The sequence below is a fragment of the Brevibacterium sp. Z349TD_9 genome (genome assembly GCF_056173565.1).
On record NZ_CM149680.1, the window covers coordinates 2,024,294 to 2,049,813 of the forward strand.

Sequence of the window (25,520 nt, forward strand, 5' to 3'; positions counted from 1 at the left end):
AACTACTATAGCGAGGGGAACGCATTCTGAGAAATCGAGTGCGCCCCGGAACGAAAAATGAAAGGAACGTCTCATTGCCGCTCAGTGCTGAGAGCATCACGACGACCGCACTCGACGTGCTCTCGCGCTACGGATTGGGCGATCTGTCGATGCGGCGGCTCGCCCGTGAGCTCGATGTCCAGCCGTCCGCGCTCTACTGGCATGTGAAGAACAAGCAGGACCTGCTCGTCCTCATTGCCAAGCAGATCTGCGCCGAGGTCGACGCCCGGTGCCCTGCGAGCGCCGATCCACTCGTCGCCACTCTCGCGCTGCGCGATGTGCTCCTGCGGTTCCGCGACGGCGCCGAGATCGTCATGCTCGGATATTCACTCGCCCCCGAGGACGTCACCCCGGCGGCACTGAGCCCGGACCGGTTGGGGGCGACCGCCTCGGCGGGGGTGATGGCTCACGCCCTCGGTGCGGTCGCGATCGAGCAGAACCGGGCCCTCTTCGAGGTGGCCGATGAGACGGCAGGGGAGCGCTTCGCCGAGGTGGCGGCAGGTCTTCTGCGCACCCCGGCCTGACCGCGGGGTCGGGGACTCTGTCGGTGAGGGCGCGACGTCCCGGCTTGTGCGGCTGCCCACGGAGGATTCGGAGGCCTCTGCCGCGTATGGCATACTGAACTCGCACGTTCGGGGCCTATAGCTCAGTTGGCTAGAGCATCTCGCTTACACCGAGAGGGTCGGGGGTTCGAGTCCCTCTGGGCCCACCACGCAGACCACACGCTCGACCTGGTCGCCCACTCCTCCCAGAGCTTTCGACAGTCGTCAGCTCCCCGCGCCATGCCGGTGAGCCCAGCCGTGATTGAATGAGCACCATGTCCAGACAGCGAGCCGCGAATCCGTCTGATCGTCGGGCCGCGGTCGTCGCTCTGGCCGAAGCCGCACCGACCTGGGAGCCGCGCGATTGGTGGAGGCTCGAAGGCCTGGCCTGGGCCGGAACGAAACGCGTCCCCCTCGCCTTGGCGCAGGTGGCGCCTCCGACCACACTTCATGCGATGGCTCCTCCCGGTCGTCCGACCCTCCTGACCGTCCTCAACGGCATCTGGATCATCGCCGCCTTCGTCGGCGGTATCGTCCTCCACATCTTCGGTCTCGCCCTCATCGCCGGGCCCCTGCTGCGCGGCGACGGCGACGTCGTCGACCTCAGATGGGGTGGCCTCTGCTTCGCCGCGGCGGCAGCACTCGCGCTCGTCGATCTGGTGCGCAGCGCCTCCCGGCCTGACTTCGGCGAGGGGTCATCCATCGTCGCGGTGCTCTACCTCGTCCCGGCAGTCCTCGCTCTCATCGCGATCGCTGCAGCGGCTGCGACCGGGTCACCCATCCACGGATGGATCGGCATCCTCGGCGTCATCAGCGGACTCGCCATCGGCCTCATTACCTGGTTCGCCTCTGCCCGGGCACGTCGCACCGGTCACCCAACACCGCTGGAGCGCCTCGAACGAGCCGTGGCGGGCACGCCTCCGACGACCCGCGACCGCGTGCTCGCCGACATCCGCGCCGGCGTCGACGTCCTCGCCTGCCGAGAGCTCATCAGCGTCGCCGTCGCGGACCGGGCACGATCCGTCGAACCCGGCCACCTGGGACTCACCATGGCACCTCAGGTCGCGTCGCGCCCGCAGGGTTGACGCCTCCGTCACGCACCTTCTAAGTTGATCGCACCTCCCCGTGCCGACGATGGCATGGCACACGAAGAGATCAGGTGAGCGATGGCATCATCAGCATGGCCCGCATTGCGCGTCGACGACTGGACGGAGACACGCGAGTGCCTCCACCAGTGGCTGCAGATCGTCGGGAAGATCGAACTCGTCTCCACCACGCTCATCAACCACTGGTGGAACGTCACCTTCGACGTCAGCGCCCGCGGACTGCGCACCCAGATCCTCATGCACCAGAGCGAGCGCACCTTCGACGCCGAATTCGACTTCATCGACAGTGTCTTCGTCCTCCGGGCGAGCACCGGCGATACCGAGACAGTCCCTCTGACCTCGCAGTCGGTCGCCGACTTCTACCATGCGGTCATGGCCGCACTGCTCAAGCTCGGCGTGCCCTGCACGGTGTGGGCCTGGCCGAACGAACTGCCGCACGCGACTCCCTTCGCCGAGGACACCCGCCCCCGCACCTACGACCCTGAGTCCGCGCGCCTGTGGTGGCGGCAGCTGCAGCGGATCGAGAAGGTCTTCGCCTACTGGCGGGCCGGGTTCGCCGGAAAAGCCAGTCCCGTCCAGCTTTTCTGGGGCTCGATGGACCTCTCGGCGACCCGGTACTCGGGACGGACGGCACCGCCGAGCCACGCCGCACCCCCGAACTGCCCACCCTGGGTGATGGCCGAAGCCGAAGACCGGGAGAACGTCGCCGTGGGATTCTGGGCCGGCGGCAGCGACGAGGGATCGTTCTATGCCTACGCCTATCCGGCACCCGAAGGCTACTACGACGGCACCCTCACCGCCGGCGGATACGATTCGACGCTGGGGGAGTACCTCCTGCCCTACGCCGATGTCCGCACCGCCGCTGACCCCGAGGCGACGCTGCTCACCTTCCTCGACGAGGTCTACGCACGCGCCGCCGACCTCGCCCACTGGGACCGCAAGGACCTCGAGGTCGACCAGGACCGGCTCATCAGATATCTGCCCCCTGCCGATCTCTCAGCCCACGACCACGGTGCGAATCCCGCCTAGCGGACCCCGCAGCGTGCGTACAATCAACGTGTGAACGGCACCCCCTCCGACGATCATCCCCCTCCCCGCCGACTCCGACTGAGATCGGCCCGTATGCGCGTGCTCGCAGCAATGCTCGGCCCGGTCGCTGTCCTTGCGCTCTACTTCACCGTGCCCCTGGCCAGCTCCGAGATGGGCGCCGTCGGGCGAATCATCGCCACGGCCGCAGCGCTCTCAGTGCTCGGCTTCGCCCTGCTGTGGCTGCGCCGGCACGACACGAACCTTCCTCTGCTCATCCTCCTCTTCGTCCTCGTCGCCGCGATCTTCTCGGCGGTCTTCTTCGTCATCGCCATCAACCGTCCCGGTGAGTTCGACGGGATCACCACCCGCATCGACGCGCTCTACTTCACGCTGACGACGATGACGACGACCGGGTACGGCGACATCACCGCCGTCGGGCAACTCGCGCGGGTTCTCGTCTCCGCGGTCTTCGTCTTCGACCTCGTCTTCCTCGGCCTCATCGCCGCTGAGCTCTCCCGACTCATGTCCCGCCGACGCCGAGGCGGCGCTGACCCCGAAGACGCACCGTGAGGACCCGATTCGCCGGGGTGACCGGGCGGCTCGCCCTTCTCGCCCTCGTCTACGGGGGCATCGCCGGTCTCGTCGCCGCGCTCGTCTTCGCCGGCATGACCTGGTTGCAGGAGATCGTCTGGGGTGCGTCGGGGGCACTTCTCGGGGAATCCCCGCTGCAGATCGTGCTCACCATCCTCCTCGGCGGGATCCTCCTCATCGTCCTCGACCGTGCCGCCCCGACCGAAGACCTCCAGACCCTGCTCGAGCAGTCACGTGACCCGGATGCCCTGCCTCGGCGGGCGGTGGCGACGACCGCGCTCTCAGCGATCGTCGCCGTCGCCTTCGGGGGAGCGATCGGCCCCGAAGCCGGCATCATCGCCGTCGTCGCCCAGCTCTCGACGATCGTCGCGCACCTCATCGGGGAGGACGTCGAGATGCGGAAGATGATCGGGCAGGCCGGAAGTGCCGGTGCCCTCGGCGGGTTCTACGGGTCACCGCCGGGAGCTGCGGCCATCGACGGGGACGAACTCGGTCCGGGCAAGGCCCTGCAGTTCGCCGCTGCCCTCGCCGGTTTCTTCGTCTTCCTCGGGGTGACGAAACTCGTCACCGGGGGAGGCGGCGCCCAGATCACCCTGCCGCCGATCGACGCGGGCTACTCGGATCCGTGGCTGCTCGGAGTCGCCGTCGTCGCGGCGGCGGCCGGTCTGGCCTTCCGCGGACTCCACCACGGGCTCGAGCGCCTCGTCGGCCGGCTGCGTCGACCGTGGCTGATCATCGGCCTCGGCACCATCGTCTTCGGCCTGCTGGCGGCGGTCGTGCCCCTTGTCCGGTTCTCCGGGCACCACGAGCTCCACGATCTCCTGGTCCTCACCGAGACCGGAGCGTGGGCGACGCTCCTCGTCGTCGCTGTGGCGAAGATCCTCGCCGTCGCCGTGTGCCTGGCCAGCGGGTGGAGGGGCGGCGAGTTCTTCCCGCTGGTCTTCATCGGCTCCGCGATCGGCGGGGCCGTCGCCGTCGGCGTCCCCGGACTCGAGATCGGTGCCGCCATGGCCACCGGCATGGCCGCGACCGTCGCCGTCGGATGGAAGCGCCCACTCGCCGTCCTCCTCATCCTCATCCTGCTCATCGACATCCCCGTGGCACTGCCGCTCATCATCGGCGCCGGCGTCGGATTCTTCGTCAACCTCCTTGGCCGAAAGCGCCCGGTCGAGGCCGAAGCGGCCTGAAGGCGCAGACCATCCGACTGCCCTGGCAGATCCCACCGAATCGCGTCTGCCTGTTGTCATCGGCAGGATATGTTGCCATGATCACACCAGGTGCGTGGGATCCCCGCACCGCCGTGCACCACCCACGCAGGAGGACAACGCCCATGGCCACCTCAGATCTCGCCGCACAGTTCCACACCGCGCTCTCGAACGGCGACGCCGACACTCTCGCCTCCCTCGTCACCCCAGACGTCACGTTCTCCGGCCCGCTCGCCCGAGCCTCGGGAGCCGAGGACGTCGTCAAGGGCCTGACCGAGATGGGCGCGATGACGACGTCTGACGATGTCGCCGTTCAACTCGCCGACGACGACAATGCCCTCACCTGGTCGGTGCTCAAGACCACTGTCGCCCCGTCGACGCCGGCCGCCACCTGGCTGCGGTTCGAGGGCGGGAAGATCGCGGAGATCCAGACGGTCTTCAACGCCGGTCGGTGACCTCCGGCTGGCCCGCCTCGGGGGCGGAGTCGGGGATCGGTGCCGTGCCCCGCCACTTCGCGATCGCCCGCATCACCTGATAGATGACGATCGCCGAGGCGGTGCCCAGAGCGATGCCCGCGAACTCGAGTCCCGCCGGGGACCACGTGTAGTTCGCGATCGCGACGATGAGCGAGACGGCAGCGGTGTTGAGGTTGATGGGGTTGGAGAAGTCGACGCGGTTCTCCGCCCAGATGCGCACGCCGAGGAGGCCGATCATCCCGTAGAGGACCGTCGCCGCTCCGCCGAGGACGCCCGGAGGGATCGTCGCGATGATCTCGCCGAACTTCGGCAGCAGGCTGAGGATGAGGGCGATGATCGCTGCACACAGATAGGCGGCCGTCGAGTAGATCTTCGTCGCTGCCATGACGCCGATGTTCTCCGCGTACGTCGTCGTCCCCGACCCGCCGCCGGCTCCGGCGATCGTCGTCGCCAGGCCGTCGGCGAAGAGCGCGCGCCCGGTGAGTCCGTCGAGGTCGCGGCCGGTCATCGCCGCCACCGACTTCACATGCCCGATGTTCTCCGCGACGAGGACGAGGACGACGGGCAGGAAGAGCCCGAGGTAGCCGAGGTCGAAGGCCGGGGCATGGAAGGTGGGCAGCCCGACCCATGCGGCGGTCTCGACGGTCGAGAAGTCGACCTCGCCCTGGACGAGTGCGGCTCCGTACCCGATGAAGACGCCGATGAGGATCGAGAGTCTCCCGAGCATACCTCTGAAGAGGACGGAGGAGACGATGATGGCGGCGATCGTGATCACCGCGGTCAGAGGTGCCTGCTGCACCCAACCCCATGCGGCGGGGGCGAGGTTGAGCCCGATGAGGGCGACGATGGAGCCGGTGACGACCGGCGGCATCGTCACTTCGATCCACCGCACCCCGGCGAAGTGGACGACGATGCCGACGAGGGCGAGGGTGACCCCGACGGAGATGATCCCACCCTGGGCGAGCGCCATCGCCGAGGGGTCGAGCTTCTCACCCGAGGTCGCGGCGAAGCCGGTGACTGCTCCGATGGGGGCGAGGAGACCGAAGGACGAGCCGAGGTAGGACGGCATCATCCCCTTGGTGATGAGCAGGAAGAGCAGGGCGCCGATCGCGGTGAAGAACAGCGTCGTCGACGGCGGGAACCCGGTGAGCAGGGGGACGAGGAACGTCGCACCGAACATCGCGACGACGTGCTGAGCGCCGATTCCGATCGTCCTCGGCCAGGTCATCCGCTCCTCGGGGAGGACGATCTCCCCGGGCCTGATCGACTTCCCGTCGCCGTGGAGTCGCCACGGCCACCCCTTGATGCTGTCCTCAGCTCTCATCCGCAGCCTTCCCATCTCCGTGCGGCCAGCACTCTGGCCCTAGTGCAGTGTATGCGAGGCCGGGCACCGTACCGCGCCCACCGCCGAAGCGGTGTCCGGTCACGCCTCGCGGAGGGAGCGCTTGAGGATCTTCCCAGCGGAGTTCTTCGGCAGCTCGGAGACGAACGCGACCCGTTTGGGCACCTTGAACCCGGCCAACCGGTCCCGGACATGGGCGATGACGTCCGCCTCGGCGATCTCACCGGCATCGTCGCGGACGACGACGAACGCCGAGATCGCTTCGATCCACTTCTCGTCGGCGATGCCGACGACGGCCACCTCGGCGACTCCGGGCATCTCGAAGATCGCGTCCTCGACCTGTCGGCTGGCCACGAGCACCCCGCCGGTGTTGATGACGTCCTTGACCCGGTCGACGACCTCGACGAAGCCGTCCGCGTCCATCCGCACGAGGTCCCCGGAGTGGAACCATTCTCCGTCGAACGCCTCGGCGGTCGCCTCCGGCTTGTCCCAGTAGCCCGAGCACAGCTGCGGGGAACGGTAGAGGATCTCCCCGAGCTCACCGGGGGCGACGTCGTCACCGGCGGCGTCGACGACCCGCGTCTCGACGAAGAGCACGGCGCGACCGGCCGATCCCGGGTGGTCATCGTGCTCCTCAGGTCGCAGCACCGTGCACAGCGGACCGAGTTCGGATTGGCCGAAGCAGTTGTAGAAGCCGAGCTCCGGAAGGCGCTCACGCAGCTTCGTCAGAACCGGACCCGGCATGATCGATGCCCCGTAGTACGCCTTGCGCAGGCTCTCGAGGTTGCGGGTCTCCAGCTCCGGCCTGTTGGCCAGCGCCACCCACACGGTGGGGGCGGCGAAGAACGAGTTGATCTGCCGCTCCTCGAAGAGGGCGAGCAGGTCACCGGGCACGGGCGCGGGGACGATGATGTTGTGCGCGCCGACGGCGAGCAGAGGGAGGAGGAAGACGTGCATCTGCGCCGAATGGTAGAGCGGCAGGGCGTGGACGGCCCGGTCGTTGCCCGCGAAGTCGAGGCTGGTCAGGCACGAGAGGTACTCGTGGACGAGGGCGCGGTGGGTCATCACCGCGCCCTTCGGCGCTGAGGTCGTCCCCGAGGTGTAGAGGAGTTGCGCGATGTCGGCGTCGGTGACGTCGAATTCGCCCGAGGCGGCAGGGTCGATGTCGCTCGCCGAGGCGGGGCCGAGAAGCGAGGACAGGGTCCGCACCTGCCCTGCCGCACCCGAGGGCGTCGCGTTCACCGCCTCGATGAGGTCGTCGTCGGCGAAGACGATCTCGGCCCCGGAGTTGGCGAGGATGTAGTCGAGTTCGTCACCGGTGAGCTGGAAGTTCACGGGCACGTGGATGAGTCCGGCCCGTGCGCACGCGAGGAAGAGGATGAGGTAGAGATCGGAGTTCTTCCCGTACGCGGCGATCCGGTCGCCCTTCGCCGCACCGAGGGCGAGGAGCTCGCGGGCGACCGCGGTGACCGCGGCGTCGAGGTCGGCATACGACCACGCGCGGTCGGAGAACTCGACGGCGGTCTGTGTGGCGAAACGGCCGGCGCTGCGGGCGATGATGTCGGCGACGGTCGAGCACACGGGCTTCACTGGGAGCGTCGTCGGTGACGCGTGAGTGCTCATGGTGCCAATCTAGCGGCCGACGACCTCGGTGAGAAGATTCGTCGCCGAGGAGCGGGGGAGCATCGACTAGGGTGGGCGTATGAGGTATCCGACGGTGAGTGAGTGCGTGGACGTCTTCGACTCCCTGTGGCCGCCTGACCTGGCCGAGGACTGGGACACCGTGGGTCTGGCCGTCGGGGATCCCGACGCCGAGGTGCGTTCAATCCTCCTCGCCCTCGACCCGACGGATGCCGTCATCGCCGAGGCGGTCGTCCTCGGCGCCGATCTCCTCTTCACCCATCATCCGCTCATGCTCCGACCGGTGAATTCGGTGAGCGCCGGCACCCTCAAAGGCGGGGCCGTGCACACGCTCATCACCAACGGGATCGCCCAATTCAACGCCCACACGAACGCCGATGCCGCGGTCGGAGGCGTCTCCGATGTCCTCATCGAACTGACCGGAGTGAGCGATTCCGCACCCCTCGTCCCCGACCCCGCCGCACCGCAGCGCGGCATCGGACGGGTCGGCGACCTCGGGGAGGCGACGACCGTGCGCGACATCGCCCGCACACTGGCCGAGCGTCTGCCGCGGACGACGACGGGGGTGCGCATCGCGGGCGACCCGGCCGCCGCAGTCACTCGTGTCGCCGTATGCGGCGGAGCGGGCGATTCCCTCTTCGATGCCGTCCGGTCCAGCGGTGCCGACGTCTACATCACCGCTGATCTCCGTCACCATCCGGCGACGGAGGCCCTCGACACCGCCAATCGCGCCGAGGCGCGGCCGCAGCTCATCGACGTCTCCCACTGGGCCTCGGAGGCCGTGTGGCTGGCGGCGGCACGAGCAGAGCTCGAAGCGGAGTTCGAGCAGCGCGGACTCTCGGTCGCCCTCCAATCGTCTGCAGTCAACACCGATCCCTGGGTCGAACGCTACTGAAAGGGACGTGACCATGATCCTCACCGCCGCTCAGCGCACCGCACTCGACTCACTCATCGATCTCACCGCACGGTCGCGGGCTCTGCGACACGAACATGACTATCCCGTCGACGCCCCGAAGCTCCAGGAGCTCATCGACCGGCACAAGGCGCTCGGAGCGGAGCGGGACGGTGTTGCGAAGGTCATCGCCGGCCTCGAGGCCGAGACGGCCGAACTCACCGCGGCCATCGACAAGCAGACGGCGCAGATCACGAAGAAGACGGACGAACTCAACGACGGCACCGGCCTGACCAGCCGCGACCTCGTCCACCTGCAGGAGGAGATCGCCGCCCATGAGGGCCGTGTCGCCGAATTCGAGGAGACCGAGCTGGCGACGATGGAGCGTCTCGAGGCCGTGCAGGGCGAACTCGCCCGCGTCGAGGCCGACATCACCGCGGTGACCGCCGAGGGCAAAGCCACGCAGACCGGGATCAAGGAGCGCAAGGCGGCGCTGGCTGAAGAGCTCGACGAGCTCGGCAGCCAGGAGGCGCAGCTGAAATCGGATCTGCCGCCCGACCTCGTCCGGCGCTTCGAAGCCAATGTCGCTCAGGGTGGTCCGGGGGCCGCGATCATCGCCGGCCCGCACTGTCAGGCGTGCGGTCAGGAGATCAGCGGGATGACCTGGCACGAGTGGCTTGCCGAGGACGTCAACGAGGTCCACGCCTGCGAGGAGTGCGAGGCCGTCCTCCTGCGCAGGGGGTGAGCGGGCGCTGCGCTGCGAACGCCGAGGTGTGGGCTCAGTCGACGCTGTAGGGCTGGCTCAGTCGCGGAGGACGATCGTGAGCCCCGCCGGCCGTGACCTGGTGGCGGCCGCGAACTCGACCTCGTAGTGCTCGCCTGCCCGCTCGACGAGGGCGTTGATGTCCGCCGGAAGTTCGCGTTCGTCGCGGAGCAGTCGGCCGACGAATTCGCCCCGGTAGAACTTCGCCCAGTGGGAGACGACGCTGCGCTTGGCACCGGTGTCCTTGACCGCTCCGAGCGTGACGACCTGGCTGTTCGGTCCCGGCCACGCGGCGCGGTAGTCGCTCGAGCGGCAGTCGAGGACGACTTCCTCGGACCCGACGGAGAACGACTTCGCGAGGATCGGCTTCCACCACGTCGAGAGGCGACCGAGCTGCCCGAGGTCGGTTTTCATCGCCAGCCGGTACGCGGGAATCGGGTCGAGGCCATTGACCTGGCCGAAGACGGCGGAGAAGACATGGACGTCGCGCAGGCGCTCGGCCATCGACGCATCGGCCTCGGCGGCGGCGACGAGGTCGGCGGCCCCCATCGCCTCGTAGAGGACACCGGTGTAGGTGAGCAGTGCGGGAGCGCACGGCTGGAAGTCGATTGTGACGTTGCGGGCGACATCCTCGGTCAGCGAGGCCCCGACTCCGAGAGCGGTGAGTGCATCCCGACGCTTCGAGACCTTCTTCAGGGCCCCGAGGACCTGCTTGCGCTTGGGGTTGAGATCCGGGGACGACAGCGCCGTAAGGTCGAGCGGATCGCCGGTGGCCGGCGGGGTCTTGCCTTCGGACGGCGGGAGGAGGATCTTCACGCCTCCATCGTATTCGGCGGCCCGGACACGCAGCGAAGCCGTCCATGTCGGATTGGTCACGGGCGGCGGCGACTCGGTGCCGGGGCGGGCGCGCGCGGGTAGACTGACCTGTGAGGACAGGTCACCAGACGGCCGCGGCCCTATGGGCTGAGGAACGTCCGGGCTCCGCAGAGCAGGATGGTGGGTAACACCCACCCGGGGCAACCCGCGGGCAAGTGCAACAGAGAGCAGACCGCCTGTCGACCGCGTCGGCAGGTAAGGGTGAAACGGTGGTGTAAGAGACCACCAGAGTGCCGGGTGACCGGTGCTGCTGGGTAAACCCCATCCGGAGCAAGATCAGACAGACGGCGTTCGAGGCTGCTCGCCGAGCCGTCGGGTGGATCGCTTGAGGCCGGTGGTGACATCGGTCCCAGATAGATGGCCGTCAGTCGAGGAGGGTGACCGACTCGATGACAGAACCCGGCGTATCGGTGGCCTGTCCTCACTCACATCCGGGCCGCAGCGCTGAGCCGATGCCCTGTTGCCTGTGGTCAGCGCCGCAGCACCACAATGTCCTTCGCCGTCGCGACAAGGGTGCGCGCCCGTCGCACCAGCGTCTCTGCTTTTGCCTCAGACATGAGGCCGGTCCCGTACTCGATCTCGCTCTTTGCGGAAACGAGTTGTCGCAGGCACCGTTCGGCGTCGGCGGCAACGGCCCGACTCCCAAGCACGTCGCGCAGTTCTCGGGCTGCGCGAGAATGGTCCTTCGCCTTTCCTGTCGTTCCTGAAAGCGCAGTGACGAAAGCGTCTTTGGCGCAGATTCCAGCATGGACGGCGTCACCGCCGGCTACGGTGAGGCGTTCCAGAACGAGGTTGTCCTCCGCCGAGTCCAGGTACTCCTGCGCCTTTCGCAGGAACAGCCGAGCGGAATTCTGCTGTTCCGACCGCGCCATCAGCCGACCCGCGGCTCGCGATGGGGGAGGGCACCGACGAGCGGAATGCCGTCACGAAGGATATCCCTGACGACGGGTTCGCCTCGTCTGACTGCCGCGTCAAATTCCTCCGGCGTGAAGACGAGAACGTCACATGGGTTGCCCATGCCGGCGTGCACGTGCTGAGCCAGACGGCCGGATTCGTCCCAGTCACTCGAGCCGATGACGGCAAGATCGATGTCACTGTCGGCGCTCGCTGCTCCGGTGGCTGTCGATCCGAAGAGAATGACCGCGTCGACAGCAGTCGTGTCGATTTGCGCTTCGATGACCTCGGTCAGCATGCCGACAGGATCGACGAGCCTGCGGAGCGAGGGCACTGTTGCATGGTCTTCGTTGATCGAGTAGATGATCGACGGCCCCACCGTCGTCTGCTCGACGATTCCCAGCTCGACTAACGCTTTGAGCGCCTGCTGCACAGACCAGAGGCTGTGGTCACCGTCGAGAAGCGAGTGGACCCTGCGACCCGTCGGGTGGGCGCCGGTCCGTAGGAGGAGAGCGAGCACTGCGCCGCGTGCGCCGGTGATCAGTCCTCCGAAGGGCTCGTCGACATTCATGTGACTAGCATACCGATCACGTGACTGGCTGAACAGTCAGACGGGACTGCAGTGCTCAGCCGAGGCCCTTCTTCACCCGAGGCTTGCCGTCGTTGACGGCCAGTATTGCGGCACCGACGATGCCCGCGTTGTTGAACATCTTCGCCGGGCACATCACAGCCCGAGTCGTGATGAGCGGAAGGAACTCGTCGTGGCGCTTCGAGATGCCGCCGCCGACGATGATGAGATCCGGGGCGACGAGCAGCTCGACCTGCGAGTAGTACTGCTGCAGCCGCTTCGCCCACTCGTCGAACTCGAGCTCCTCACGGACCTTGACCGACTCCGCTGCCTGCGTCTCCGCGTCACGGCCATTCATCTCGATGTGGCCGAGCTCGGTGTAGGGGACGAGGCGACCCTGCGTGAACAGCGCCGTGCCGATACCGGTGCCCAACGTCGTGAGCAGCACCGTCTTCTTCCGGTACTTCCGCCCGGCACCGAAGACCATCTCGGCCAGACCCGCGGCGTCGGCGTCGTTCATGATGAAGAACTGCCTGCCCATGCGCTTGCGCAGGATCGCCTGGATGTTCGAGCCGATCCAGCTCCTGTCGAGGTTCGCCGCGTAGTGGACCTCGTCGTCGAGGACGACGCCGGGGAACCCGCACCCGAGCGGCAGCGCGTCGAGGACGCCGCGGTCGGCGACGACCTCGAGTTCGAGGGCACGCTCGACGAGGAGGTCGACCACCTCGGCGATGGCATCGGCCACGGCATCCGGGGTGCTCGGCTTCGGAGTGAGCACGCGCACGCGCTTGAACGCGAGCTGGCCGGTCTCCGTGTCGACGAGGGCGGCCTTGATCCCGGTGCCCCCGATGTCGATGCCGATTGCGAAGCGGGCGGGGGTGTCCTCAGTCATCTGCGTCCTTGGGCGTCGGGCCGCCGGCGATCGCCGAGGCGGGGTCGGGAAGGGTGAGGATGTCGGCGCCGGAGTCGGTGACGACGATGGTGTGCTCGAACTGGGCGGAGCGCTTCCGGTCCTTCGTCACGACCGTCCACGAATCGTCCCAGACGTCCCAGGCCTCGGTGCCGAGGTTGAGCATCGGTTCGATCGTGAAGATCATCCCCGGCTCCATCACCTCGGCGTGGGAGGGTGCGGCATCGTAGTGGGGGACGATGAGGCCGGAGTGGAACTCACGGCCGACGCCGTGGCCGCTGTAGTCGCGGACGACCCCGTAGCCGAAGCGCTTGGCGTATTTCTCGATGACCCGGCCGATGACGTTGATCTCCCGGCCTGGGCGCACCGCCTTGATGCCGCGCATCGTCGCCTCCCACGTCCGTTCGATGAGGAGGCGCGACTCGTCGTCGATGTCTCCGACGGCGAATGTGTAGTTCGTGTCCCCGTGCATGCCGCCGATGTAGGCGGTGATGTCGACGTTGACGATGTCGCCGTTCTCGAGCACGGTCGAGTCGGGGATGCCGTGGCAGATGACCTCGTTGACCGAGGTGCACACGGACTTCGGGAAGCCACGGTAGCCGAGCGTCGACGGGTAGGCGCCGTGGTCGGCCATGAACGCGTGGGCGACCCGGTCGATCTCATCGGTCGTCACCCCGGGGGCGATGATCTCTCCGACGGCGGCCAGGGCGTTGGCCGCGATGCCGCCGGCGACGCGGACGCGCTCGATCTCCTCGGGCGTGTACTGGTCGCCGCCGCGGCCTTCGTCGGCGTCGGCGCGCCCGACGTACTCGGGTCGGGTGATCGAAGCGGGGACCTGACGTTCGGGGGAGAGCGTTCCGGGCGTGATGAGGCGAGGATGGGCTGTCATGATGGTCACGATTCTAGAGCCCCGGCGCATCGAGAATCCACTGACGAGCACCCCACCGACGTCCCGCCTCGGCGGTGGGAAAGCTTAGACTCGGAGAAGACACAGAACCGGGAGAGCGAAAGTGGAGGTGCGATGAGCGAGCGGCCTGACCTGCCCGGCAAGGAGTTCTCCGGGCTGAGCGAGGTCGTCAGCCTCACGAGCGCCCCGCAGCAGATCGCCGACCACATCCTCTCCGGCATCGCGGTCGGCGCCCTGCCCGAGGGCACGCTGCTGCCGGGGGAGCGCGCGCTGGCCGCCGACCTCCAGGTGTCGCGATCGAGTGTTCGGGCCGCCCTTGAGCGCCTCGAGCGGCTCGGCGTCGTCGAACGCCGTCGCGGCCGTGGCGGCGGCACTTTCGTCGCGAGCGCCGCACCAGCGACCCTCGCCCCGATGGCCGAGAGGATCGAGGAGTTCCACGCCGAGCGGCGCAACCTCCTCGACGCCCGCGCCGTGTTCCAGAACAGCCTAGCCGCGACCGCGGCGCTGCGCCGCACCGACGACGAGCTCGACGAGCTGCGCGATCTCGCGGATGCCTACTCCGAACGCGCCGAGGCGTCGGCCGCCCGCACGGCCGACGCCCGGTTCCACTTCGCGATCGCCCGGGCCGGACACAACCCCGAGCTCGTGCGCATCGCCATCGACATCGACACCCGCATCAACGCCGGTTTCCGCCACGACCCGTTCTCCCACGAGCTCTTCGATCGGGCCGTCATCGACCACGCCGCGATCGTCGAGGCGATTGCCGCCGGAGACGCCGAGGCGGCGGGTCGCTTGTGCGAGGAGCATTTCCGGCAGACGACGATGCGGGAGACCCGGTAGGCGGCCGCGAGCGTCGACACTGATCGTTCGCGGTCGCGCACGAGACCGTCTGCGATTGCGCCCGCGGTTGTGCACGGCGGCGGCCCTGTAGACGTCCCCACGGGGACGTTCTCCCTCTCACCCCCTACTTCAAACGGCACGTCCTACCCCAAGCGCGGAAGCGCACCCGAACCGACGCTGCGCACCTGCACTGCCACAACCTCGGCGGGGGAATGCACAACGCACCGCCGGCGTCTGTTCATCCCGGTCTACGGGGTGGAGAAGACGCTGACGGTGCGTTGTGCGCCCAGCGGCCGGCCGAGCGACTCAGAGCCGCCCGGGCTGGAGCTCAGGCATGGGCCGGAGCCGCCGCCTCAGTTCGCGAGCGCGTGCTCGACGGAGACGGCCTGGAGGCCGAACGCCTCGGCGACGTTGTCGTTCGTCACGTGGCCGTTGTGGGTGTTGAGGCCGCGGGCGAGACCGGTGTCGTTCGACAGCGCCTTGTGCCAGCCCTGGTCGGCGAGCTTGACGGCGAACGGCAGGGTCGCGTTCGTCAGCGCCGCGGTCGCGGTGTTCGGCACGGCGCCGGGCATGTTCGCCACGCAGTAGAAGATCGACTGGTGGACGACGTAGGTCGGGTCGTCGTGGGTCGTCGGGTGCGAGCCCTCGAAGCAGCCGCCTTGGTCGATCGCGATGTCGACGAGCACGGAACCGGGCTTCATGCCGGCGACCATGTCGTCGGTGACGAGCTTGGGAGCCTTCTTGCCCGGGATGAGGACGGAGCCGATGACGAGGTCGGCCGTCGAGAGCGACTTCGTGATCTCGTACCTGTTCGACACCTTCGTTGCGATCGCACCATTGAAGGTCTCGTCGATCTGGCGCAGGCGGGGGATGTTGATGTCGATGACCTCGACGTTGGCGCCGAGGCCGAGCGCCATGCGTGCGGCGTTCGTGCCGGCGACGCCGGCGCCGATGACGACGACGTTGGCCTTGTCGGTGCCGGGCACGCCGGAGAGGAGCACACCGCGGCCGCCTTCGGCCTTGAGCAGGCTGTGCGCACCGACCTGCGTCGAGAGCCGACCGGCGATCTCCGACATCGGAGCGAGCAGGGGCAGGCCGCCGCCGTCGGGCTGGACGGTCTCGTAGGCGATGGCGGTGGTGCCGGCCTCCATGAGCGCCTTCGTCAGCGCCTCATCGGCGGCGAGGTGGAGGTAGGTGAAGAGGATGAGGTCCTTGCGGAGGAAGCCGTACTCCTGCGCGATGGGCTCCTTGACCTTGAGGACCATGTCCCCGGCGGCCCAGGTGCTCGCGGCGTCGGGAGCGATGGTCGCACCGGCTGCGGTGTATTCGTCGTCGCTGATGAATGAGCCTTCGCCGGCACCGGCCTGAACGGTGACCTCGTGACCGCGGGAGACGAGCTCATGGACGCCGGCAGCGGTGATGGCGACCCGGAACTCGTTGTTCTTGACCTCTGTGGGCACTGAAATGCGCATTGGATTCCTTCTCTCATGGCGCCCCGGCAGCGGGGCAGGTCCGGCCGCGCGAGGCAACGGCCGAGGGTACATCTCACTCTAAGCTTCTGAAGGTCTGGGAGGCAAACCTTTACATGCCCATTTCGTGCCGAGTCTTGCGGAATCGGTTGTCCACGATGCGAAAGATTACGGAATGGTTCGATCGACGGCAGCGTCGGGATGCCTCGGCGGGAGACTCCGCCTGCAGTGACACGGGCGGTCAGATGACCGCGTCCAGCTCAATGCCCACAGTCGCCGACACGGCGCCGACACCTCGGCGAACACCCCTGTCAGGAGGCCTGCGAACCGGTAAGCTGACATCGTCAGGGCACCACAGCAACGACGGAAGGCCGGCCATGGGACTGTTCAAGGATATCGACGAGGCGAACTCCAAGTGGTACTTCAACACCGCGACGGGTGAGGTCGAACAGGGTCTCGTCAGTGACTGGACCCACCGGATGGGCCCCTACACCACCGAGGCGGAGGCGCGCGACGCCCTCGAGCAGGCGAAGAAGCGCAACGAGGAGTGGAACGAAGACGACAAGAAGTGGAACGGCTGATCGATGTCGCGACAGGAAGAGTTCGTCCTCCGCACCGTCGAGGACCGTGAGGTCCGGTTCATCCGCCTCTGGTTCACCGACGTCCTCGGCGGACTGAAGTCGGTGGCGATCGTGCCCGCCGAACTCGAGGGCGCGTTCTCCGAGGGCATCGGCTTCGACGGCTCGGCGGTCGAAGGACTCTCCCGGGTCTACGAGGCCGACATGGTCCTCAAGCCCGACCCCTCGACGTTCTCCCTGCTGCCGTGGCGCGGAGAGACCGAGCCGACGGGTCGGATGTTCTGCGACATCCACGTCCCCGGGGGCGAACCGGCCAAGGCCGACCCGCGCAACGTCCTCAAGCGCACCCTCGAAGCGGCGGCGAAGAAGGGCTTCACCTTCTATGTCCACCCGGAGATCGAGTTCTACCTCTTCCGCTCCGGCAACCTCGACTCCGGCAACGGGACCCTCGGTGCGCCCGTGCCCGTCGACACCGCAGGCTACTTCGACCACGTCAACGGCGGCACCGCGAACGACTTCCGCCGCTCGGCGGTGACGATGCTCGAGGCGATGGGTCTGTCCGTCGAGTTCTCCCACCACGAGGCGGGACCAGGCCAGAACGAGATCGACCTCCGCTACGCCGACGCGCTGACGATGGCCGACAACATCATGACGTTCCGGTCGGTGATCAAGGAGGTCGCGATCGCCCAGGGCGTCTACGCCTCCTTCATGCCCAAGCCGCTCTCCGACCATCCCGGCAACGGGATGCACACCCACGTCTCCCTCTTCGAGGGGGAGAACAACGCGTTCTTCGAACCGGGGGCGACCTACCAGCTGTCGAAGACCGGGCGCCAGTTCATCGCGGGCCTCCTCCATCACGCGGCGGAGATCACCGCGGTGACGAACCAGTACGTCAACTCCTACAAGCGGCTGTGGACCGGCCACGAGGCTCCCTCGTACATCTGCTGGGGCCACCGCAACCGCTCCGCGCTTGTGCGTGTGCCCCAGTACAACTCGGGCAAGTCGTCCTCGGCTCGCGTCGAGTACCGGGGGCTGGACTCCTCGGCGAACCCGTACCTCTCCTACGCCCTCATGCTCGCCGCCGGGCTCAAGGGCATCGAAGAGGACTACGAACTGCCCGAGGAGGCCGAGGACAACGTCTGGCTGCTCTCGGACACCGAACGTCGGGCGATGGGCATCCGCGCCCTGCCTGCCAGCCTCGCCGAGGCAGTCGAGATCATGGAGGGCTCCGACCTCGTCGCCGAGACGCTCGGTGAGGAGGTCTTCGACTTCTTCCTCCGCAACAAGCGCCAGGAATGGACCGAATACCGGGCGCAGGTGACGCCGTACGAGCTCAGCAAGCACTTCTCGTCGATGTAGACCATGGCTCGGATCACCTCACGGACCCCTGCCGGCTCCACGTCGGCCACCCGCTTCCTCGGCGACATCGACGGGATCGTCGGAGCGCCGCTGGCCACGGATTCGCGGTTCGTCGACCTGCTCGAGGCGACCCCGGACCCGCACCAGGCCGCTCTCGGCCTCCTCCGCGTCCTCGAACAGTGCGAGGACGATGGACGCGCCCTCGTCGAGGCGGTAGGAGCGGGCGGGCCGGACCCCGTCGCCGAGGCGGATCTCGACCGCCCGCTGCTCGCGCGACTGCTTCGGGTGCTCGGCACCTCCGAGGCGATGGTCGATCATCTCGTCCGCCACCCCGACTCGCTGGGCATCCTGCTCAACCGTGCCCCGTATCTCATGATCTCGACCCCGCAGGCCTCGGCGAGCGCCCTGCGCGAGACGCTGCTGGAAAGCGTCGGCGCCGACCCGGATGATCCGGCCCCGGTCGCCGCTCACACCGGCAACGAGGGGATCGCTCGCCTGCGCCGGGCCTACCGGGACGTGCTTCTCGCCCTCATGGCCGACGACCTCTTCGCCGACCAACCCGAGGACATCGTCGACCTCGTCACCGCAGTCCTCTCCGACCTCGCCTCGGCCGCGATGGAGGCGGGCCTGTCCATCGCCCGGGCCGAGCTCGACCCGGACGCGGACGTCCGGATGGCCGTGATCGCGCTCGGGAAGACCGGGGCAAGGGAGCTCAACTACGTCTCCGACGTCGACGTCGTCTTCGTCCTCGCCTCCGAGTCGACCGACGCTCAGCGGCGCCTGGCCACCGAGGTGGCGCAGCGGATGCGCTCGATCCTCTCCGACCCCGGTGCCGAACCGGCGCTGTGGGAGGTCGACACCGCCCTGCGTCCCGAGGGCAAGGCCGGAGCGCTCGTGCGCACGATGTCGGAGTTCGAGCACTACTACGCCGATGTCGCGAAGAACTGGGAGTTCCAGGCTCTCCTCAAAGCGCGGCCCGTCGCCGGCGACTCCGAGGTCGGCACCGCGTTCACCGACACGCTCGGCCCTCTCGTCTGGGAGGCTGCCGGCCGGGAGGGCTTCATCGACGGGATCCGGGCGATGCGCCGTCGAGTCGTCGACCTCATCCCCGCCGCCGAAGCGCCGCGGCAGATCAAACTCGGACGCGGGGGACTGCGCGACGTCGAGTTCTCCGCGCAGCTCCTCCAGCTCGTCCACGGGCAGAGCGACGACGAGATCCGGTCCCCGAACACGCTGCTCGCCCTGTCCGCCCTCGGAGAGCACGGCTACATCGGCCAAGACGATGCCGCAGCGTTCTCCGCGGCCTACCGTTTCATGCGTGTCGTCGAACACCGTGTGCAGATCCCGCGGATGCTGCGCAACGCCCTCATCCCCGACGACGAGGCGAAGCTGCGGACTCTCGCACGCTCCGTCTTCACCTCCGGCACCCGCTCGGGGGAGCGGCTCGAGGAGACGCGCCGGGACTTCGCCAAGCAGGTCACGCGGCTGCACGAGCAGATCTTCTACCGTCCCGTCCTCGACGCCGCCGTCGGCGTCCACGGTGCCGTCGTCGACGCCCATCACCGGGGCACGAGCCTCCAGGCGGCCGCCGACCGGCTCCGCGCCTTCGGCTACCGCGACCCGCAGGGTGCGCTCGGCCACATCAAGTCGCTCACGGCGGGCATGTCGCGCACCGCCCACGTCATCCGGCAGGTCCTGCCGGCGCTGCTCGACTGGTTCTCCGACGGCGTCGATCCCGATGCCGCCCTGCTGTCGTTCCGTCGGCTCACCGACTCTCTCTCCTCCTCGGGCTGGTTCCTCAAGATGCTGCGCGACTCCGGGCTCGCCGCGAAGTCCGTCGCCGAGGTCCTCACGCTCTCCGGGTACGCGACGGAACTCCTGCTGCGCCAGCCGGCCGCCGTCGCGTGGCTCGACGACTACCAGAGTCTCCACGCCCGCGACCTCGAGGTCCTCGGCGCCGAGATCGAGGGACTGCTCTCCCGGCACGGCGGGTCAGCGGTGTCGCGGATTCGGGAGACGTACTCCCGGGAGCTGCTGCGCATCGCCCTGCGCGACGTCCTCGACGTCGGCGACCGGGCCGAGGTGCCCGGCGATCTCTCCGACCTCATGGACCTCACGGTCTCCGGTGCGCTGGCGGCCGTGCGTCTCGACCTCGACGAAGAGTCGACGCCGGACTACGAGTTCGCGGTCATCGCCATGGGGCGGTGGGGCGGCCGGGAGATCGGGTACTTCTCCGACGGGGATGCGATGTTCGTCTACCGTGCCCGCGACGAGGACCTCGACGCCGAGGCGCGGGCGAAGCTGAGCAAACACGTCAACAAGGTCGCCCTCCAGCTCACTTCGCGCCTCAAGGCGAGCGAGGGGGCCAAGGGCATCGACCTCGACGCAGATCTGCGCCCCGAGGGCAAGAACGGTCCGCTCGTGCGCACATTCGCCTCCTACCAGTCCTACTACGCGAAATGGTCGGAGCCGTGGGAGGCCCAGGCACTCCTGCGGGCCAGGCCCGTCGCCGGCGACTCAGCGCTGACAGAGGAGTTCACGGCCCTCATCGACCCTCTGCGCTACCCCGAGCAGATGACCGGGAAGGCGCTCACCCAGGTGCGCACCCTCAAAGCGCGGATGGAGGACGAGCGGCTGCCCAAGGGCGCGGACAAGCGCCGACACCTCAAGCTCGGCCGGGGGAGCCTCTCCGACGTCGAATGGACCGTCCAGCTCCTCCAGCTGCGCTTCGCCCACTCGGTTCCGGGCCTGCGGACGACGTCGACGCTGCCGGCCCTCGAAGCCGCGGCGGCCGCGGACCTCATCCCCGCAGAGGACGCCGCGGAGCTCGCCGTCGCCTGGCAGCTGGCCACGAACGTCCGTTCAGCGGTCATGCTCTTCCGCGGGCGCACCGCCGAGTCGTTGCCCGACGAGCACTCCGAGCTCGAAGCCACGGCCCGTCTCCTCGGGTATCCGGCCGGGGGCGGACGGGAGCTCGAGGACGACTACCTGCGTGCGACCCGCCACGCCCGCTCCGTCATGGAGAACCGGTTCTACGAGTTCTGAGGCCTCACCGCGGGGAGAAGTCGAGCCCGAGGAGAGCGTTCTCGATGACCTCGGGCAGGGCAGGATGGATCCAGTACTGCCCGCGGGCCACCTCGTCGGCCGGCTGGTCGAAGGCCATCGCCTGGATCACGGGTTGGATGATCATCGACGCCTCGTGGCCGACGATCTGCGCACCGAGGATGAGCCGGGTGTCCCGGTCGGCGATGATCTTGACGATCCCCGGGTCGTCGGCCATCGCCCACCCGTAGGCGACGTCGGAGTAGTTCTGGACCTTGACGGTGACGTCGTGGCCGGCGGCGCGGGCTTCGTCCTCGGTCATCCCGACCGCGGCCACCTGGGGCGAGGTGAACACCGCCGCGGGTACGGCCTTGTGGCTCGAGCGCGTCAGAGCGGTCTCCGGCGCGGCACCGGGCGCGCCGGCGGCGACGTCGACGGCGAGGTTGTCGCCGACGACGCGCGCCTCGTGGTTGGCGACGTGCTTGAGCTGGTGCTCGGAGCTGATGTCACCGAGGGCGAAGACGCCGGGAACCGGCCTCCCTCCCGCGTAGACCCGCTGGAAGTCATCGACGACGAGCCTGCCGTCGGCCGTCGTGTCGTAGCCGACCGCGGCCGCGTCGAGGCCCTCGGTGTTCGGGTGGCGGCCGATGGCGATGAGGACGATGTCGGCGTCGACCGACGCGGGGATGTCGACGTCGTCCATCCGCCCGCTGGGCTCGAGGTCGATCGTCACCGGAGCTCCCTCGCCCTCGCCGAGGCGGTAGGCAGCCGGCTGGGCACCGAGGATGACGTTGTGGTCGGCCGTGAAGATCTCTGTGAACTCCGCCGAGGCGGTGGCGTCGAAGTCCTGGAGCAGGCGGGGTCCGCGGGCGACGACGGTCACCTCGGTGCCGAAGCTCGAGAGGATATGGGCGAACTCCATCGCGACGACGCCCGAGCCGACGATCGCCAGCCGCTTCGGCTGCTCCGGCAGACGCATGATCGAGTTCGAGGTGACGATCGGGTATCCCGGGGTGTCAACCCGAGCGGGATCGAGCCCGGGGGTGTCGGGGATCGTCGGGGCGGCCCCGGCGGCGATGACGATGCGGTCGGCAGTGATCTCCTCACCGGAGTCGGTGACCACGGTCTTCTCGTCGACGAAGCGGACATGTTCGGGGATGACGGTGTTGTTCGGCTGGCGGTCGCTCATCCGGTACTCGCGCCCGCCGGCTTCGATCGCGTCGACGCGGGAGAAGATGCGCTCCTGCAGGTCCGACCAGTCGACGCCGGAGAACGAGGCATCGACATCGTAGCGCTTCGCGTGCGCGGCCTCCTCGGCGACGGTGGCCGGATAGACGAACATCTTCGTGGGGATGCAGCCGACGTTGAGGCAGGTGCCTCCGAAATGCCATTCCTCGGCGATCGCGGTCTTCAGCCCCGCGAACCGCTTGTCGAGGAACATGTTCCCCGAACCCGTGCCGATGACCAGCAGATCGTAATGCGCCATGTTCCGTCCTCGCAGGTGGTGGTGTCGATGATGGGTCCCTGCCGATCCGTGCCGAGGGCAACGCGGCAGGGGCGCCACCGGATGAACCGGTGACGCCCCCATTGTATTCCCTCCGGCGATTCTCCCGCCGCGGGTCGGGTCAGATCGAGAAGTAGAGCTCGAACTCGGTCGGGGTCGGACGCAGGCGCGCGACGTCGATCTCGTTCTCGCGCTTGATCCGGATCCAGGTCTCGATGAGGTCGGGCGTGAACACGTCACCGGCGGTGAGGAAGTCGTGATCGCGCTCGAGCTCGTCGAGCGCCTCGTCGAGGGAGGCCGGCACGAGCTTGATGTCCTTGGCCTCTTCCGGGGGCAGCTCGTAGAGGTCCTTGTCGATCGGCTCCGGCGGTTCGATGCGGTTGCGGATGCCGTCGAGTCCGGCCATGAGCTGGGCGGAGAACGCGAGGTAGGGGTTCGACGACGGGTCGGGCACGCGGAACTCGAGGCGCTTGGCCTTCGGCGAGGAGCCGGTCACCGGGATTCGGATGGCCGCCGAGCGGTTGCGCGCCGAGTAGACGAGGTTGACCGGGGCTTCATAGCCGGGGACGAGGCGGCGGTAGGAGTTGATCGTCGGGTTCGTGAAGGCGAGGACGGCGCCGGCGTGCTCGATGAGGCCGCCGATGTACCAGCGTGCGAGGTCGGAGAGACCCGCATAGCCGTTCTCGTCGTAGAACAGGGGCTCGCCGTCCTTCCACAGCGACTGGTGGCAGTGCATGCCGGAGCCGTTGTCCCCGAAGAGCGGCTTGGGCATGAACGTCACCGTCTTGCCGTACTCGTCGGCGGTGTTCTTGACGACGTACTTGAAGTCGAGGAGCTGGTCGGCTGCGTGCTGGAGGGTGTTGAACTTGTAGTTGATCTCCTGCTGCCCGGCGGTTCCGACCTCATGGTGGGCGCGCTCCATCTCGAAGCCGATGGTCTCGAGCGTCATCGACATCTGGTCGCGGATGTCGGCGAACTTGTCCTGCGGGGAGACGGGGAAGTAGCCGCCCTTGTACGGAGTCTTGTAGCCGAGGTTGCCGCCCGGCTCCTCGGCGCCGGTGTTCCAGGCCGCTTCGACGGAGTCGATCTCGTAGAAGCTGTGGCCGGGGGTGTTCTGATAGCGGATCGAGTCGAACATGTAGAACTCGGCCTCGGCACCGTAGTAGACGGTGTCGGCGATCCCGGTCGACTGGAGGTACTTCTCCGCCTTCGCCGCCACCTGGCGGGGGTCGCGCGAATAGGGCTCGTCGGTGAAGGGGTCGACGATCGAGTGGGTGACCACGAGCGTCTTCGCCTCGCGGTAGGGGTCGACGAACGCCGAGGCGACGTCGGCGAGGAGCTTCATGTCCGACTCGTGGATGCCCTGGAATCCCGTGATCGAGGACCCGTCGAAGAGGAGGCCTTCGGTGATCTCGTCCACGCCGTAGGATGCGGCGGGCAGATTGAAGTGCTGGACGACACCGGGGAGGTCGCAGAAGCGGACATCGACGAATCGCACGTCGTTCTCCGCAATGTAGTTGACGAGTTCTTCAGCAGACGAGAACACTTAGGTCTCCTAGTTAGACGAGTGGTCGGTGGTCCCTGACCACGATCCATCCTAGTTGGCCGGAGGTGAAGCCGTGATGACGGTCATGTTTCGCGGATGTTTCCTGAGGATTCTCCCACGTCGCCTTCGGTAGGCTGGCAGGGTGATCAATCGCGACGACCTCGGGTCCTGGCTGCAGGGCCCTCAGATCCACCGAGAAGAGGGCGACTGGCCCGGACGCAGGCTCGGCCTGCCGGAGACCGGTCGGCACTCAGTCGCCCCCGCCTGGCGCCGCCTGCTCGCACTCATGGTCGACTGGTTCATGTGCCTGGCCATCGCCGGCGCCATCGGTTCGACGAATCCGTTCCTCGCCCCGGCGATCTTCGCCGTCGAGAACATCCTCCTCGTCTCCACCCTCGGATACTCCGTCGGGCACCGTCTCTTCGGGATCGAGGTCCGTCGCCTCGACGGCCGTGTCCCGGGGTTCCTGCCCGCGATCATCAGGACGGCGCTCGTCGTCCTCGTCATCCCGGCGCTCATCTTCGACCGCGACAGCCGCGGCCTCCACGACCTCGCCGCACGCACGGTCATCCTCCGCCGCTGACTTCCTACTCGCTGACGCGAGGCCGGACGCACATCGGCCCCGACTCCGCATCTGCGGAGCCGGGGCCGACGAATCTGCGGGGACGGTCAGCGTCCGCGCATCGCCTTGTGGTTGGGGCGGGCCTTGTTCGGGTCGATGCCCTTGGGGATCGGCGGGCGCGTGCCCTGCGTGCCGAGCGCGGAGAGCCGGTTGCGCACCGCGAGGACCTCGGCGCGGTTGAGCTTGCGCGGCAGCTTGTGCACGGCCGAGACGACCTGCTTCATCTGCAGCTGTCCCTCCTCGTTGCCGCCCTGGAGGGTGTGGACGGGAACATTGGGGAGGATGCGCTCATGGCGCTTCTTCTCCTTGGCCAGCAGCTTCGCACTGCGGGCCTTCGGGCCCTCGCTGAGGAGCACGACCCCGGAGCGCCCGGTCGAGCGGAAGACGAGGTCGCGGCTCTTCGGGTCGATCGCGATCGGCTTGTCGTCCATGAGGTAGCCGCGGCGGGCGGTGTTGAGGACCGCGCCGAAGGCACCGGGCTGGCCCTCCATCTGTGCGAACGCCGCGGTCTCGGCGAAACGACCGAGCATGAACATCCCGAGGAGGAGGCCGACCATGAGACCGAGGATCGTCGTGAAGACGGCACCGCCGAAGACGAGTCCGGCCAGAAGGCCGACGAGGGTGCAGCCGACGATCGCAGCGGCGAGCAGCCACGGAGTGGCCTTGTTGTGCTTGGCTGCGAGCTCGTAGACCTGGCGCATCTGCGCCAAGCGGCCCGGCTTCCGGTTCGGATCCTTGGGCTTGCGGCGGAAAAGTCCCTTGCGGCGTTCTTCGCTCAT

At 68.0% G+C, this 25,520-nt stretch carries 24 protein-coding genes, 1 tRNA gene and 1 other RNA gene; 15 read left to right on the forward strand and 11 right to left on the reverse strand.

The window, feature by feature from the left end:
• Nucleotides 1-74 precede the first annotated feature (74 nt).
• The 7 genes from AC0VYB_RS09520 to AC0VYB_RS09550 all read left to right on the forward strand — a co-directional run bounded on the left by AC0VYB_RS09520 (nt 75) and on the right by AC0VYB_RS09550 (nt 4,967).
• Nucleotides 75-563: a TetR family transcriptional regulator gene (locus AC0VYB_RS09520; RefSeq protein ID WP_009375646.1), complete on the forward strand. Its 489-nt coding sequence runs from the start codon at nt 75-77 to the stop codon at nt 561-563.
• A gap of 111 nt (nt 564-674) precedes the next feature.
• Nucleotides 675-751, forward strand: a tRNA-Val gene (locus AC0VYB_RS09525).
• Between the two features lie 285 nt (nt 752-1,036).
• On the forward strand, nt 1,037-1,666 hold the full coding sequence (locus tag AC0VYB_RS09530; protein WP_040341004.1) for a hypothetical protein: 630 nt from the start codon (nt 1,037-1,039) through the stop codon (nt 1,664-1,666).
• 81 nt (nt 1,667-1,747) lie between these two features.
• Nucleotides 1,748-2,716: a DUF5996 family protein gene (locus tag AC0VYB_RS09535; protein WP_040341006.1), complete on the forward strand. Its 969-nt coding sequence runs from the start codon at nt 1,748-1,750 to the stop codon at nt 2,714-2,716.
• A 30-nt stretch (nt 2,717-2,746) separates the two neighbouring features.
• The gene (locus AC0VYB_RS09540) at nt 2,747-3,286 is read left to right on the forward strand and encodes an ion channel (protein WP_197464197.1); all 540 of its coding nucleotides are present in this window, start codon (nt 2,747-2,749) and stop codon (nt 3,284-3,286) included.
• Nucleotides 3,283-4,494: a chloride channel protein gene (locus tag AC0VYB_RS09545; RefSeq protein ID WP_131247606.1), complete on the forward strand. Its 1,212-nt coding sequence runs from the start codon at nt 3,283-3,285 to the stop codon at nt 4,492-4,494. The genes AC0VYB_RS09540 and AC0VYB_RS09545 overlap by 4 nt, the downstream gene beginning before the upstream one ends.
• 143 nt (nt 4,495-4,637) lie before the next feature.
• Nucleotides 4,638-4,967, forward strand: a complete 330-nt coding sequence (locus AC0VYB_RS09550; RefSeq protein ID WP_009375656.1) for a nuclear transport factor 2 family protein — start codon at nt 4,638-4,640, stop codon at nt 4,965-4,967.
• Here AC0VYB_RS09550 and AC0VYB_RS09555 read toward each other — a convergent pair.
• Nucleotides 4,951-6,312: a uracil-xanthine permease family protein gene (locus tag AC0VYB_RS09555; protein WP_009375658.1), complete on the reverse strand. Its 1,362-nt coding sequence runs from the start codon at nt 6,310-6,312 to the stop codon at nt 4,951-4,953. The two genes, AC0VYB_RS09550 and AC0VYB_RS09555, sit on opposite strands and share 17 nt — an antisense overlap.
• Nucleotides 6,313-6,411: 99 nt before the next feature.
• Entirely contained in the window at nt 6,412-7,953 is a 1,542-nt protein-coding gene (locus AC0VYB_RS09560; RefSeq protein ID WP_475384670.1) for a fatty acyl-CoA synthetase, read from the reverse strand.
• A gap of 79 nt (nt 7,954-8,032) precedes the next feature.
• Between AC0VYB_RS09560 and AC0VYB_RS09565 the strand changes: the two genes are divergently transcribed.
• The gene (locus AC0VYB_RS09565) at nt 8,033-8,866 is read left to right on the forward strand and encodes a Nif3-like dinuclear metal center hexameric protein (RefSeq protein WP_040341008.1); all 834 of its coding nucleotides are present in this window, start codon (nt 8,033-8,035) and stop codon (nt 8,864-8,866) included.
• A gap of 13 nt (nt 8,867-8,879) precedes the next feature.
• Nucleotides 8,880-9,608, forward strand: a complete 729-nt coding sequence (locus AC0VYB_RS09570; protein WP_009375664.1) for a zinc ribbon domain-containing protein — start codon at nt 8,880-8,882, stop codon at nt 9,606-9,608.
• 57 nt (nt 9,609-9,665) lie between these two features.
• On the opposite strand, the gene AC0VYB_RS09575 is transcribed toward AC0VYB_RS09570, so the two are convergent.
• Complete coding sequence (locus tag AC0VYB_RS09575; RefSeq protein WP_009375666.1) at nt 9,666-10,442, reverse strand: YaaA family protein; 777 nt, start codon at nt 10,440-10,442, stop codon at nt 9,666-9,668.
• A 116-nt stretch (nt 10,443-10,558) separates the two neighbouring features.
• On the opposite strand from AC0VYB_RS09575, the gene rnpB reads away from it, so the two are divergent.
• Nucleotides 10,559-10,925, forward strand: an RNA gene (rnpB, locus tag AC0VYB_RS09580) — RNase P RNA component class A.
• Between the two features lie 47 nt (nt 10,926-10,972).
• Here the strand turns inward: rnpB and AC0VYB_RS09585 are convergent.
• From AC0VYB_RS09585 to map, 4 genes are all read right to left on the reverse strand, one after another.
• A complete protein-coding gene (locus AC0VYB_RS09585; RefSeq protein WP_009375668.1) occupies nt 10,973-11,374 on the reverse strand; it encodes a HEPN domain-containing protein in 402 nt (133 codons plus the stop codon).
• Nucleotides 11,374-11,829, reverse strand: a complete 456-nt coding sequence (locus AC0VYB_RS09590; RefSeq protein ID WP_231882256.1) for a nucleotidyltransferase domain-containing protein — start codon at nt 11,827-11,829, stop codon at nt 11,374-11,376. The genes AC0VYB_RS09585 and AC0VYB_RS09590 overlap by 1 nt, the downstream gene beginning before the upstream one ends.
• A gap of 193 nt (nt 11,830-12,022) precedes the next feature.
• A complete protein-coding gene (gene ppgK / locus AC0VYB_RS09595) occupies nt 12,023-12,856 on the reverse strand; it encodes a polyphosphate--glucose phosphotransferase (protein WP_009375672.1) in 834 nt (277 codons plus the stop codon).
• Nucleotides 12,849-13,763 carry a type I methionyl aminopeptidase gene (gene map / locus AC0VYB_RS09600; RefSeq protein WP_009375674.1) on the reverse strand — a complete coding sequence of 305 codons (915 nt, stop codon included), beginning with the start codon at nt 13,761-13,763 and terminating at the stop codon, nt 12,849-12,851. The genes ppgK and map overlap by 8 nt, the downstream gene beginning before the upstream one ends.
• A gap of 132 nt (nt 13,764-13,895) precedes the next feature.
• Here map and AC0VYB_RS09605 point away from each other — a divergent pair, with 132 nt between their 5' ends.
• A complete protein-coding gene (locus AC0VYB_RS09605; protein WP_009375676.1) occupies nt 13,896-14,621 on the forward strand; it encodes a FadR/GntR family transcriptional regulator in 726 nt (241 codons plus the stop codon).
• Between the two features lie 353 nt (nt 14,622-14,974).
• On the opposite strand, the gene ald is transcribed toward AC0VYB_RS09605, so the two are convergent.
• Nucleotides 14,975-16,093 carry an alanine dehydrogenase gene (gene ald / locus AC0VYB_RS09610; RefSeq protein WP_009375678.1) on the reverse strand — a complete coding sequence of 373 codons (1,119 nt, stop codon included), beginning with the start codon at nt 16,091-16,093 and terminating at the stop codon, nt 14,975-14,977.
• Between the two features lie 374 nt (nt 16,094-16,467).
• Here ald and AC0VYB_RS09615 point away from each other — a divergent pair, with 374 nt between their 5' ends.
• The 3 genes from AC0VYB_RS09615 to AC0VYB_RS09625 are packed head-to-tail and all read left to right on the forward strand — an operon-like array spanning nt 16,468 to nt 21,072.
• Entirely contained in the window at nt 16,468-16,671 is a 204-nt protein-coding gene (locus AC0VYB_RS09615; RefSeq protein ID WP_475384671.1) for a hypothetical protein, read from the forward strand.
• Between the two features lie 3 nt (nt 16,672-16,674).
• Nucleotides 16,675-18,027, forward strand: a complete 1,353-nt coding sequence (gene glnA / locus AC0VYB_RS09620) for a type I glutamate--ammonia ligase (RefSeq protein WP_009375682.1) — start codon at nt 16,675-16,677, stop codon at nt 18,025-18,027.
• A 3-nt stretch (nt 18,028-18,030) separates the two neighbouring features.
• Nucleotides 18,031-21,072, forward strand: coding sequence for a bifunctional [glutamine synthetase] adenylyltransferase/[glutamine synthetase]-adenylyl-L-tyrosine phosphorylase (locus tag AC0VYB_RS09625; RefSeq protein WP_009375683.1), 3,042 nt, complete (start codon nt 18,031-18,033; stop codon nt 21,070-21,072).
• 4 nt (nt 21,073-21,076) lie between these two features.
• Here the strand turns inward: AC0VYB_RS09625 and AC0VYB_RS09630 are convergent, their stop codons facing one another.
• Both AC0VYB_RS09630 and glnA (AC0VYB_RS09635) read right to left on the reverse strand, forming a co-directional pair.
• A complete protein-coding gene (locus AC0VYB_RS09630) occupies nt 21,077-22,555 on the reverse strand; it encodes a mycothione reductase (RefSeq protein WP_009375684.1) in 1,479 nt (492 codons plus the stop codon).
• A 139-nt stretch (nt 22,556-22,694) separates the two neighbouring features.
• Complete coding sequence (glnA, locus tag AC0VYB_RS09635) at nt 22,695-24,119, reverse strand: type I glutamate--ammonia ligase (RefSeq protein WP_009375685.1); 1,425 nt, start codon at nt 24,117-24,119, stop codon at nt 22,695-22,697.
• A gap of 142 nt (nt 24,120-24,261) precedes the next feature.
• Between glnA (AC0VYB_RS09635) and AC0VYB_RS09640 the strand changes: the two genes are divergently transcribed.
• Entirely contained in the window at nt 24,262-24,702 is a 441-nt protein-coding gene (locus tag AC0VYB_RS09640; RefSeq protein ID WP_009375686.1) for an RDD family protein, read from the forward strand.
• 86 nt (nt 24,703-24,788) lie between these two features.
• Here the strand turns inward: AC0VYB_RS09640 and AC0VYB_RS09645 are convergent, their stop codons facing one another.
• The gene (locus tag AC0VYB_RS09645; protein WP_040341010.1) at nt 24,789-25,520 is read right to left on the reverse strand and encodes a DUF4191 domain-containing protein; all 732 of its coding nucleotides are present in this window, start codon (nt 25,518-25,520) and stop codon (nt 24,789-24,791) included.

Coding starts and splice junctions, on each gene's coding strand:
- AC0VYB_RS09530 (WP_040341004.1), top strand. CDS start 1,037: ATGGCTCCTCCCGGTCGTCCGACCCTCCTGACCGTCCTCAACGGCATC.
- AC0VYB_RS09535 (WP_040341006.1), top strand. CDS start 1,748: ATGGCATCATCAGCATGGCCCGCATTGCGCGTCGACGACTGGACGGAG.
- AC0VYB_RS09550 (WP_009375656.1), top strand. CDS start 4,638: ATGGCCACCTCAGATCTCGCCGCACAGTTCCACACCGCGCTCTCGAAC.
- AC0VYB_RS09555 (WP_009375658.1), bottom strand. CDS start 6,312: ATGAGAGCTGAGGACAGCATCAAGGGGTGGCCGTGGCGACTCCACGGC.
- AC0VYB_RS09560 (WP_475384670.1), bottom strand. CDS start 7,953: ATGAGCACTCACGCGTCACCGACGACGCTCCCAGTGAAGCCCGTGTGC.
- AC0VYB_RS09565 (WP_040341008.1), top strand. CDS start 8,033: ATGAGGTATCCGACGGTGAGTGAGTGCGTGGACGTCTTCGACTCCCTG.
- AC0VYB_RS09570 (WP_009375664.1), top strand. CDS start 8,880: ATGATCCTCACCGCCGCTCAGCGCACCGCACTCGACTCACTCATCGAT.
- AC0VYB_RS09585 (WP_009375668.1), bottom strand. CDS start 11,374: ATGGCGCGGTCGGAACAGCAGAATTCCGCTCGGCTGTTCCTGCGAAAG.
- ppgK (WP_009375672.1), bottom strand. CDS start 12,856: ATGACTGAGGACACCCCCGCCCGCTTCGCAATCGGCATCGACATCGGG.
- map (WP_009375674.1), bottom strand. CDS start 13,763: ATGACAGCCCATCCTCGCCTCATCACGCCCGGAACGCTCTCCCCCGAA.
- AC0VYB_RS09605 (WP_009375676.1), top strand. CDS start 13,896: ATGAGCGAGCGGCCTGACCTGCCCGGCAAGGAGTTCTCCGGGCTGAGC.
- ald (WP_009375678.1), bottom strand. CDS start 16,093: ATGCGCATTTCAGTGCCCACAGAGGTCAAGAACAACGAGTTCCGGGTC.
- AC0VYB_RS09615 (WP_475384671.1), top strand. CDS start 16,468: ATGGGACTGTTCAAGGATATCGACGAGGCGAACTCCAAGTGGTACTTC.
- glnA (WP_009375682.1), top strand. CDS start 16,675: ATGTCGCGACAGGAAGAGTTCGTCCTCCGCACCGTCGAGGACCGTGAG.
- AC0VYB_RS09625 (WP_009375683.1), top strand. CDS start 18,031: ATGGCTCGGATCACCTCACGGACCCCTGCCGGCTCCACGTCGGCCACC.
- AC0VYB_RS09630 (WP_009375684.1), bottom strand. CDS start 22,555: ATGGCGCATTACGATCTGCTGGTCATCGGCACGGGTTCGGGGAACATG.
- AC0VYB_RS09645 (WP_040341010.1), bottom strand. CDS start 25,520: ATGAGCGAAGAACGCCGCAAGGGACTTTTCCGCCGCAAGCCCAAGGAT.